Source organism: Kribbella sp. NPDC058693 (assembly GCF_042715335.1).
GTDB classification, from domain to species: Bacteria; Actinomycetota; Actinomycetes; order Propionibacteriales; family Kribbellaceae; genus Kribbella; species Kribbella jiaozuonensis.
Genome location: NZ_JBHXSQ010000006.1, coordinates 408,613 through 417,974, shown reverse-complemented (window position 1 = coordinate 417,974; position 9,362 = coordinate 408,613). Strand labels below are relative to the sequence as shown.

Here is a 9,362-nt window from a genome sequence, read left to right as displayed (position 1 = left end):
GGAAGTTAAGCCCGCCAGCGCCGATGGTACTGCGACCGGGAGGTCGTGGGAGAGTAGGACGCCGCCGGACATTCACACTGTTAAGGGCCACCCCAACTGGGGTGGCCCTTAACATATCTACAGGCAGTTTTCGTGCGGCTAGCGCCGCTCCTGAATGAGCTGCTTGCGCTGGGGCGTGTAGGACCACCACGGGCGGGCTGGATTGCCGTTGGCCTGGTCTGTGGCCGACATGATCGTGTCCAGTAGGCATGGGTCGTGGCGTACGCCGTCCCGTTCGCAGAGCGTTTCGTAGATCTCGAAGGGATCCCGGCCCGCCAGATCGTCGACCTGGGTGATCCCAACGCGCCCGAGATAGCCGGCTACCGCGGCGCCCACGTTCATGAGGCTAGTCAGATCACTAGGTTGCTTCGTTGGCATAGTTCGACCATGCCTCGGCGTCACCCATCGCGTCTTGAACGGATCGGACATCCGGCCACTTAGGATCTGTGCGTGGCTGTGATGGTGTTGATCGTTGGATTGCCGGGTGCCGGCAAGACGTCCTGGGCTCGCCGACTCGAGGAGGAGCGCAAAGCGATTCGGTTGACGCCGGACGAGTGGATGGAAGCCCTGTTCCACACCAGTGAGGTGAACGGACGCCGATGGGTGCTCGAGTCGGAGATGCTCTGGGGCGTTGCCGCGAGGGCACTTGAGCTCGGGGTCGACGTGATCCTCGACTATGGCTGCTGGTCCGAGGAGGAGCGGGATCTGTTCCGGACACGAGCGCAACAACTAGGCGCCAGTGCGGAGATCGTCGTACTGGATCTTCCGCTGCAGACCTTGTGGGAGCGGCTGGAGGAGCGGAATGCGGACTTGCCGGCTGCGACGTTCAGGGTCAGCCGGGAGGAGCTGGAGGAGTGGAGCGCCAAGTTTGAGGTGCCGACGGCTGAAGAGGTCCAGCGCTGGGATCGACACCTGGTGGTGACCAGCTAGCCGTCTACTCGGGCGCGATCCCGACCAGTGCGGCTGCGGCGCAGATGTGGACCGGGGTTAGGTCGATGGGGGAGACCGGCGCCTGGAGCAGGGTGCCGCGTTCGTACGGCGTGAGCGTGATGTCGATGCCGGGCGCACCGGCCACCATGCCCCGGACGTACGTCAGCCAGCCCATCATCGGGATGCCGCGGCGGAAGACGCCGGCCGCGGCGGCGAGCTCGGTGTCGGCGATGCTCGCCCAGTCGGGCTCCCAGATCGTGACGACCGCACGCAGTACCTGGGCGAAGCGCTCGGACTGCCTCAGCGCATCCTCGTCGCTCCAGTGCAGAGTGAGCTGGTCGGAGATGGTGGTCATCGTCCCGCCCATGGACAGGTCGAACAGCCACGGCAGCTCACCGGTGCTCTGCAGGTGTAGGCGCGTCGTACTCGTGCCGTTCGCGAGTACCTTCGTGGTGGCCTCGACCATCTCCTGCAGCGGAGTCGAGGCGTCGGCCTCGAGGACGTGGTAACCCCAGCGCTCGTCCTGGGTCCAGTTGTGGACGTCCGGGAACGCGACGGCGACCGCGGTCAGCGTACGGCCGACGCGGAGTGCGCGATGCTCGACGGACTCGTCACGGTGCGACCACTGGGCGCGGAGCAGCCAGGAAGCCATTCACGCCCTCCGATCATGAGGCGGTCGGCTCTGCGGAGGTGACACTGCGACGCCGGACGCAGGTGACGGTACGCCGTGATACAACCGCTTGACCAGAGGTCCGCCTACTCGGTGTGAGCGGGTGAGATCGATCTCTGGAGGCGTCACTGGAACAGTCTGCTGTACCCACCGGTCAGTGGTCAGCACCGGGGTCCGATTTTGGTAGCCACCCATCGAAATCTGGACAACTGTCAAAGAATTCAGCTCTTGGCGGTTGCCGCCAGGAGTCCGCCCAACGCGCTCGCCTGGGTACGCCAGTCGCGCACATTGGCGCCGCCGCCGGCCCATCGCTGACCGAGCCGGTTGAGCGAATCGCGATCGTTCTGCCAGATCGAGTCGGCCTGCCGCTGCGCATACGTCCGGTACGTCGCGTCGCTCGTGGAGTCGGCCAGATCCATCAGGTACCGCATGAACACGCCCTTGAACTGCTTCTGGTTGTCGTCGCAGTTCCCGGCCGCGTCACACGACTCGGTGAGGATGCCGCCCGGGCTGAGCAGCGGCGACGACATCGCCGCATCGCCCAACTGCCGCGCCGCGGCGAGCAGCGAACTGTCGCCGGTCGCCCGCCAGAGCTCCAGCGCACCACCAATGGCCAGACCCTGGTTGTACGTCCACACCGTCTGCCCGTTGTTGGTGCACGATCCGGTCAGGCCGTCGTTGACCAGCCCGGCCGAGTTGATCATCCCGCTCGCGCGGAACCAGTTCCATCCCGTCGTTGCCCGCTGCAACCAGACCGTGTCGCCGGCCAGCCGGTTGTGCAGCGCCGCCGCCAACCGGATATAGAGCCCGTTGGTGACCGCGTTCTTGTACGTGCGCTCGCGGTCCCACCACACGCCGCCGCCACACGTCCCCGTGTCCCAGTACCCCTGCACGTAGTTCGCGATCGTGACCGCCATGTCCAGGTACCGCCTATCACCGGTCAGGTCGTACGCCTCGACCCAGGCGATGCCCCACCACTCGGTGTCGTCGATCGCGCGGCTGATGAAGTTCCCCTCCAGCGCATCACCGCTCTTCTGGCCGGCCGGGAAGACACCCTTGTTCTTCTCGAACACCTCGTTCACGATCCAGCGCAGATCGGTGCGGCGGGTGCGCTGCTGGTAATCCATCAGCGTGGTCACCGCGACCGCTGAGTTCCACCAGCTCGACAGCCACCAGGCCGTGTTCGGCTGGTACGAGTACATCAACGCCTCGGCGGCTGCACCGGCGCGATCGGAGGCGGGCCGCACCCACGCCGTACAGCTGCCGTTCTGGCCTTCGACGGCTCGACCGCAGGCGCGGACGGCGCCGCCGTACAGCTTGGAGAGTGGGTCGGTTGTCGCATACAGCCGGGTGCTCGTCGAGGATGCGCCGGAGCCGACGCTGGTCCGGCCGAGCGACGAGCCGTCGGGCCAGGATGCGCCTTCGTTCCAGGAGCGGTCGAGCCAGATCTCGTCGCCTGCGGTGCCGTTGGCGATCGTTCCCCAGGCCATGCCGCGGTTGTCGAGGTGGAGCGAGATCGTGCGGTTGGCCAGCGTCGTCGACGGCGCCGGCTGGTTGTCGCCCGACGGTCCGTCGCTACCGTCGCAGGCCGCCGCGCAGACCGAGGCGTGTACCCAGGCGGTGCAGTCGACGCCGGCCGCGTCGCCGCACGCACGGATCAGACCGCGCCGGTGGCCGGCCGGATCGGGAAGGTTGTACATCAGCGTGCGAGTGCCGGTCCACCCGGACGGGATCCACGCCTTTCCGAGCAGACCGTCCCAGCTCGCGCCGCCGTCCCAGCTACGGTCGAGCCAGACCGCGTCATTGGTCGCCCCGCCGTCGATGCTGCCCCACGCCATCGCGTCCTTGTCCGACACATGCAGTACGACGTGGCGCCCGTTGATCACCTTCTCCGGCACGGGGAACGTCTCCTCCTGCGCCTTCGACGGATCGAGCGTGTCGCACGCAACCGAGCAGACCTGGTCCGCCTGCACCCGTGCTTCAGCCGTGAGCGTGCCGGCAGGCAACGCAAGTAAGACAACCGCGGTCAGCAAAGCACGGCCTGACGGCATGTGGATCTCCCTGGGGCGGTAGGAAGAGCGCTCTCATCTCGTGAGTATCCGGACCGCGGCGGTCAGGTCAAGAGCCCACGAGAACTACGTGAGCGTCGGCGAGGCCAGCTCCAGGGTCGGCGTGGAGCCGCGGTACGACGTCATCCACTCGCGCAGCAACTCGACCCGCGCCGCGTTGTCCTCGTTGCCCTTCACGACCGGCGCCTGGTTGTACGCCATGGTGTCCGAGCTGCGCCGGAGCTTGACGTACAGCCGGGACGACGCGAGCGCGTACCGCTCCATGTCGTCCTGCAGCGCGCCGATGACCGTGATGTTCCGGTCGCGACCGATCTGCTCGAACAGCGCGACTGCCTCGCGGCGGTGCTGCGAACCGAGGTTGCGGCCGAGCTCGTCGAGGATCAGCAGCAGCGGACGATCCGAACCTCCGGCGAGCGCCGCGGCGCAGACGAGCTTGACCGCCTTCTCGTCCATCTGGGCGGTGTTGCCCTTCACGTTGAACGCGGAGAACGGACCGCCCTCGGAACGACGCCACTTCGGCGTGACCGTCCAGCGCCACGGCTTGTCGGGCTCGGCCGGCGGGTCGGGCTCGGGAAACTCGAGCTTCGCGCCGTACCCGCCGTACTGCTGGTCGAGGCGGTCGAACTCCTGCGACACCAGGCGAAGTCGCGCTTTGATGCCGTCGGCAAGGGACGTGCGGTGGGCACGAGCCGTGCTCTCCGCTTCGTCCAGACCTTCGCGGGCTCGCTCGAGTGCGGCGTTGCGCTCGGCGCGCTGACTGGCGATCTGCTGTTGCTGCAGGCTGTCGAACGTCTCGTGCTGCGCGAGGTGGCTGCTCAGCGTCCGATGCAGCGCCGGGACCAGACCGACCCGGTCGCCGAGAGTGCCGCTGGTCCAGCCGTCCGGGCCGTTCAGGATTTCCCAGAGCTCGGTCGGGATCTCCTCGCGCGAACGCGCGTTCGGGAAACAGCGGCGGATGACGTCGTCCAGTTGGGTGCAGGCCTGGTGATTCCAGTCGGCCGTCGTACGGCGTTGTGCGTCGTCAGGCAGTCCGAGAATGAACTCCTCCGCCTCCGCGGGTGTGCCGCCCCAGGCGGTGGTCCGCGTGGTGAGGTCGAGCGCGGTCTGCTCCTCGAGCAGCGCGAGGCGGCGGCCGGTGAGGTCGTCGAGGATGCGGTCGTGGTCGCGTCGGGTCGACTCGAGGTTCTTCAGGCGCTCGTCGCGCACCAACTGCTGGCCGGCTGCAGCCTCCGCGGATTCCTTTGCTGCTTGGAGTTGTGGCGCGAGCGAGTCCCGATCGGTCTCGTGCCGGTCGATGGTCTCGCGGAGCTGCAGGATCTGCTCCTGGACCGCGTCCGCGTCGGCCAGCGCCTGGGCAGCCGCCGTACGGCGCTCTGCCTGCTCGACCCGGGATCGCGCCTGATCCAACGCGGCAGACGCGACCGCGCGGGCGGCCTTGGCCGCCTCCACGCGACGCCCGGCTGCCTGGATCCGGGCGGTCCGGCCGGTGATCGGCTCGTCGAACTGCCCGACCGCGACGACACCGGCGGTCTCGTCGATGTTCTCCTTCGTCGCGCGTTCGCCCAGCGCCGCGAAGAATCCGTCCAGCGTGAACCGCTCGTCCGCCGACTTCGGCCCACGGCGCAGCTTCGGCGCGTCCGGGCGATTCGCCAGTACCAGCAGGAATCCGGGGTACCCGGCGTCGGCCAGCGCGGTCGTCGCGACGGTCGCGTCACCGGCATCGATGACCACAGCCTCGCGGTACGGCGCGAGCCGCGGCTCCCACTCGGCCCGGTCGGATTCCGGCAACTCGGTGATGTCGGTCAGCGCGCCGCACTCGATGCCCGCGGTCTCCAGGACCTGCTGCTGCGTCGCGGACACGGTCTGGCCGCTCTCGGCCTCGCGCAGCTCAGCCTCGGTGTGCTCGACCGCCACGCGCGCGGCGTGGTCACGGCCGATGTGCTCCTCGAGGACCTCACGAGCCTCGGCCTGCTCCTCAGCGGCCGCGGCCAGGTCACGCCCATCCGCCGAACGACCTGCCTCGACCAACCGCCGATGCTCCTGGCCGAGCCGCTCCAACTGCTCGCGCACCGAACGCTGGGCCAGGTCGAGCTCGCGGTCGCGGGCGTCGAGCTTGTCCCGCTCCTGCCGGGTCAGCTGGACATCCCGGAGCATGCCCTCTTCATTGCCAAAGGCATCTATCTCCGAGTCGACAGCTTCCCTCCGGGCTTCCTGCTCGGCAACGTGTTCGTCGAGGACGCCGAGCTCCTGGAGGATCTCGCGGTTGCGGGCGTCGCCGTCGATCAGGTGCCGGGCGTTGCGGGCCTGCCAGGACTCCTTGGCTGCCGCGAGCGCTTCACGAGCGGCGGCACGCTGCAGGATGCCCGCCTCGACGGTCGCCATCTCCTGCTCCCAGCGCTGCAGGTCGGCCGTCGCCTGCTTGGTCGCCTCGCGCTGGGTGTGCTCGGCGGAACGGTGCGCCTGCTCCTGCTCGAGCTCGTGATCGAGACCGGTGAGTGTCGCGATCGCGTTGAAGATCCGGGCCGGGCCGAGCTCGTTGAGCGGCTCGGCGAGCAGGTTGGCGGTCGGGCTGGAGCGCACCGACGTCGACAGGAACGAGACGCAGCGGACCTGACCGCCGTAGAGAACCTGGGACAGCTTGTTGGCGTGGAAATCGGTGCGGCCGTTCGAGTGCGGGAGGGCAGCCCACAATGCGTCGGCGCCGGCGGCACGCTCGGCCTCGGTCGCGCCGTACGGGATGTGCAGGCCCTGCTTCCAGCGGAGATCGATGTACGACGCCTTGCGGTTGATCCGGATCCAGACGGTGATCGCGGCCGCCTCGACCTCGTCGAGGTCGGTCAGCCCCGGGTCGGAGAAGACGCCGACGATATAGCCGCGGTCGACGTTCGACCAGTTGCCTTCCTGGCCGGCCGCTTCCGCGGTGAACAGCAGCTCGGCCGCGCCCGGAGCGCCGCTGGTGAGGCGCCATTGGTCGTCGGCGTGCAGGAGGCTGAGCGCCGCGATCCACGACGACTTGCCGGCGCCGTTGGAGTCGGTCGGACCCTGACCGGCGACCGTGATCAGGCCGCGGCCGATCATCGGGATCGGGTGCGTCGACAGGCGCGACAGGTCGACCACCTGCACCCCGAGCAGCACCTTGGAGCCAAGGATGTCGAACGGCCCGTCCTCGGTTGCGGCGCTCATGCTTCGTCTCCTACTGCTACTGGATCTGCTGCTGGAACGCCGTTGCGGGCGCGGATGGCTTCGGCGATCGGACTGGCCGGCGCAGCGGCGAGGATCAGTTGGTCCTGCAATCGTCGACGTGCTGCTGGTGTCAGCCGCTGGAGCTGAGGACCTGGGATGTACGACGGTCCGCCCGAGTGATCGCCCGAGAGCTGGATCAGCCCGGCGGCACGCAATCGCTGCAGGGACAGGCGTCGTTCCTCGCCGCTGATCCGCGTCGTCCGCAGCTCGTCGACGGTCGTGGGTCGCGCTGACTTCCAGCTGTCGCCGGTCAGGATGCCTTCACTGCGGGGGATCGCGACGGAGTGGACAAGCACCAGCACGAGTACTGCGCGGTCGATGACCGACAACGGCTGCCAGCCTTGCGCGACCAGGCTCGCCGCGATGTCGTCGTCGTACCCGGCGGTCCAGTGGGTGCCGTCGACGTGGACGAGCGTCCGGCCGATGAGCTTCAGCATCCGCTGCACCTGGCGGCGGAGCGTCACGTCGCGGAGTCCCGCCAGCTGCACTTCGGCGACCGGGTGCGCGGCGTACTGCACTGCGCTGAAAGCAGCGAGCACTTCGTCGCGCGCGCGATCGCTGAGGTCCTGGAGCAACGAGTCGAACAACGCGTGCTGCTCAGTCATCCGACACCTCCGCGCCCAGCTGCGCATCGTCCGCGGCCGGCGCGGCGGGAGGTTTGATGGACAGCACGGCAGGCGGCGGCTCCGGAAGGTGGCGGCAGAGGTCGCGAAGCGTGGAGAGGTCCGTTGCGGTCCAGGTGATGACGCGCGGGCCGAGCCGGACCTCGGCTGCCTTCTCGTCCCACCGGATCCAGTGCGTGGCGTGCAGGCGGCGCAGGCTGCCGATGATCAGGGTCAGATCGCTCGACTGCTCGGCGCGGCCGCGCATCCCGGCGTACACGGATCTGATCTGGGCCAGCGTGCCGGTCACACCCGGCCAGGCCGGAGCGCTGCGGTCCGTCCAGCAGCAGGTGACGCAGATCGCGAGCAGGCGGGCGGTCTCGTTCGGCTGTTCGACGGCGACCGGGGGAGCGCCGAGCTCCTCGAGGACGCTGTGCCCCGCCCCTGACGGGAGCGTCGGCACGAGCCAGACGGTCGATCCGTCCGGCGAGGTCGCGCGGGTAAGACCGGCGACGGCGGGCGTTTCCGGGTCGATCTCGAGTGGGCCGGCAGACTGCACCTTCGCCCACCACATCGCGTTGTAGAGCCGCCGCTCAACGGCTTCCGTGCTCATCGCGCCACCCGGCGGAAGACACCTTCGGTCGCCCACGGCGTCCCTGCGGTCGGATCGATCCGCATACCGTCGGACCACACCAGCTCGTACTCAAGCTCGTCGTGCAAGTGCGCCGCGGTCAGCTCGGCCAGCACGCGTCGCGCGGTGATCCAGTCGCCGGCCTGATCAACGACCTCCACGATGTCCACCTCGGGCCGCCCAGCCAACACCCGCTCGGCCTCCGCGCGCAGGTCCTCGCGGTCCGTCGCGGCAGCGGACTCTGGCGCGTCGGCATCCGCGGTCGGGCGCGGTGGCGCCATCCGAGCGCTACCGGACCGGCGGCCGGTATCGACCGCTTCCACCATCGTCTGCGGCGAGAAGTCCGGCGCAGCAGCGTCAAACAGAAGACCATCCAGTACGGCGGCCAGCGCATCGGGCTCGCTGCTCCGGGTAAACGTCAGCCAGGTCTCGATCGGCAGCAGCCCGAGCGCCCTCGTCGTACCGGCTCGCTCGACCAAGCGGCCGGCGGCGAGTTGTACGGCGTCGGCGTACGCGGCGAGGGCCATGCGCAGCGAAGTGCAGTCGCGATGCAGCTCGGGCCAGCGCTCGAGGACGATCCGGTGGACCTTCTCAGCCTGCTCGATCAGGCGCTCGTTGCCCCACGCGAGCTGGGCGTTCTCGCGGAGCTGTGCCGTAGTACTCGTCGAGACGAGGATCGCCAGCTCGTTGCCGAGGAGCCGGAAGACCTTCGTCATCCGCCCGATCGACGCCTTGCCCTCGTCCGCGGTCGCCTGCGGATCGCTGACGCTGTGCGCCTCGAGTGTGAGCAGCTGGTGCAGCTCGGCCTGACCGCCCTGGACGGACATCCGGCGCAGGAACATCAGCATCACGTACGGCGCGAACGCGGCGCGGTGGCGCAACTCGTTCGGACGGTCGACGAGTTTGGTGATCGCGCCGTACTGCCTGAGGACTTCGAAGCGGCGGACGATCATGTCGTGCGGGTACGCCCGGCAGGCGAGCGTGGCCTGCTCGACCGTGAGACCGTCGCTGCCGGCCTCGGCGAACGCGTCCAGGATGGCCTGGTCGACGTCGAGCAGGTCGGGGTCGACGATCATCGCGCCGGCCTCGCGGGCGAGCACGGCGAAGACCTGACGGTAGACGCGCAGCACGGCCGCCTCGGCCTCGGCGTCGAGCAATGTCGCGTCCATCCCGTGCTC

8 protein-coding genes are annotated in these 9,362 nt (G+C 68.7%); 1 reads left to right on the top strand and 7 read right to left on the bottom strand.

All coding sequences use genetic code 11. The features are described from left to right. Positions 1-138: 138 nt before the first annotated feature. Positions 139-417 (bottom strand): helix-hairpin-helix domain-containing protein, encoded by a 279-nt coding sequence (locus ACFWUU_RS39070; protein WP_380183535.1) that lies wholly within the window; start codon positions 415-417, stop codon positions 139-141. 81 nt (positions 418-498) lie between these two features. Here ACFWUU_RS39070 and ACFWUU_RS39065 point away from each other — a divergent pair, with 81 nt between their 5' ends. Beyond that, a complete protein-coding gene (locus tag ACFWUU_RS39065) occupies positions 499-969 on the top strand; it encodes an AAA family ATPase (protein WP_380183546.1) in 471 nt (156 codons plus the stop codon). Between the two features lie 4 nt (positions 970-973). Here the strand turns inward: ACFWUU_RS39065 and ACFWUU_RS39060 are convergent, their stop codons facing one another. From ACFWUU_RS39060 to ACFWUU_RS39035, 6 genes are all read right to left on the bottom strand, one after another. Next, on the bottom strand, positions 974-1,621 hold the full coding sequence (locus tag ACFWUU_RS39060; protein ID WP_137257813.1) for a hypothetical protein: 648 nt from the start codon (positions 1,619-1,621) through the stop codon (positions 974-976). 239 nt (positions 1,622-1,860) lie between these two features. Continuing rightward, complete coding sequence (locus tag ACFWUU_RS39055; protein WP_380183533.1) at positions 1,861-3,690, bottom strand: glycoside hydrolase family 76 protein; 1,830 nt, start codon at positions 3,688-3,690, stop codon at positions 1,861-1,863. 84 nt (positions 3,691-3,774) lie between these two features. Then, positions 3,775-6,891 (bottom strand): chromosome segregation ATPase, encoded by a 3,117-nt coding sequence (locus tag ACFWUU_RS39050; protein ID WP_380183531.1) that lies wholly within the window; start codon positions 6,889-6,891, stop codon positions 3,775-3,777. Next, positions 6,888-7,556 (bottom strand): hypothetical protein, encoded by a 669-nt coding sequence (locus ACFWUU_RS39045; protein WP_380183529.1) that lies wholly within the window; start codon positions 7,554-7,556, stop codon positions 6,888-6,890. The genes ACFWUU_RS39050 and ACFWUU_RS39045 overlap by 4 nt, the downstream gene beginning before the upstream one ends. Next, a complete protein-coding gene (locus ACFWUU_RS39040) occupies positions 7,549-8,166 on the bottom strand; it encodes a hypothetical protein (RefSeq protein ID WP_380183527.1) in 618 nt (205 codons plus the stop codon). Before ACFWUU_RS39040 ends, ACFWUU_RS39045 begins: the two co-directional genes overlap by 8 nt. Beyond that, on the bottom strand, positions 8,163-9,353 hold the full coding sequence (locus ACFWUU_RS39035) for a hypothetical protein (RefSeq protein ID WP_380183525.1): 1,191 nt from the start codon (positions 9,351-9,353) through the stop codon (positions 8,163-8,165). The genes ACFWUU_RS39040 and ACFWUU_RS39035 overlap by 4 nt, the downstream gene beginning before the upstream one ends. Between the last annotated feature and the right edge of the window lie 9 nt (positions 9,354-9,362).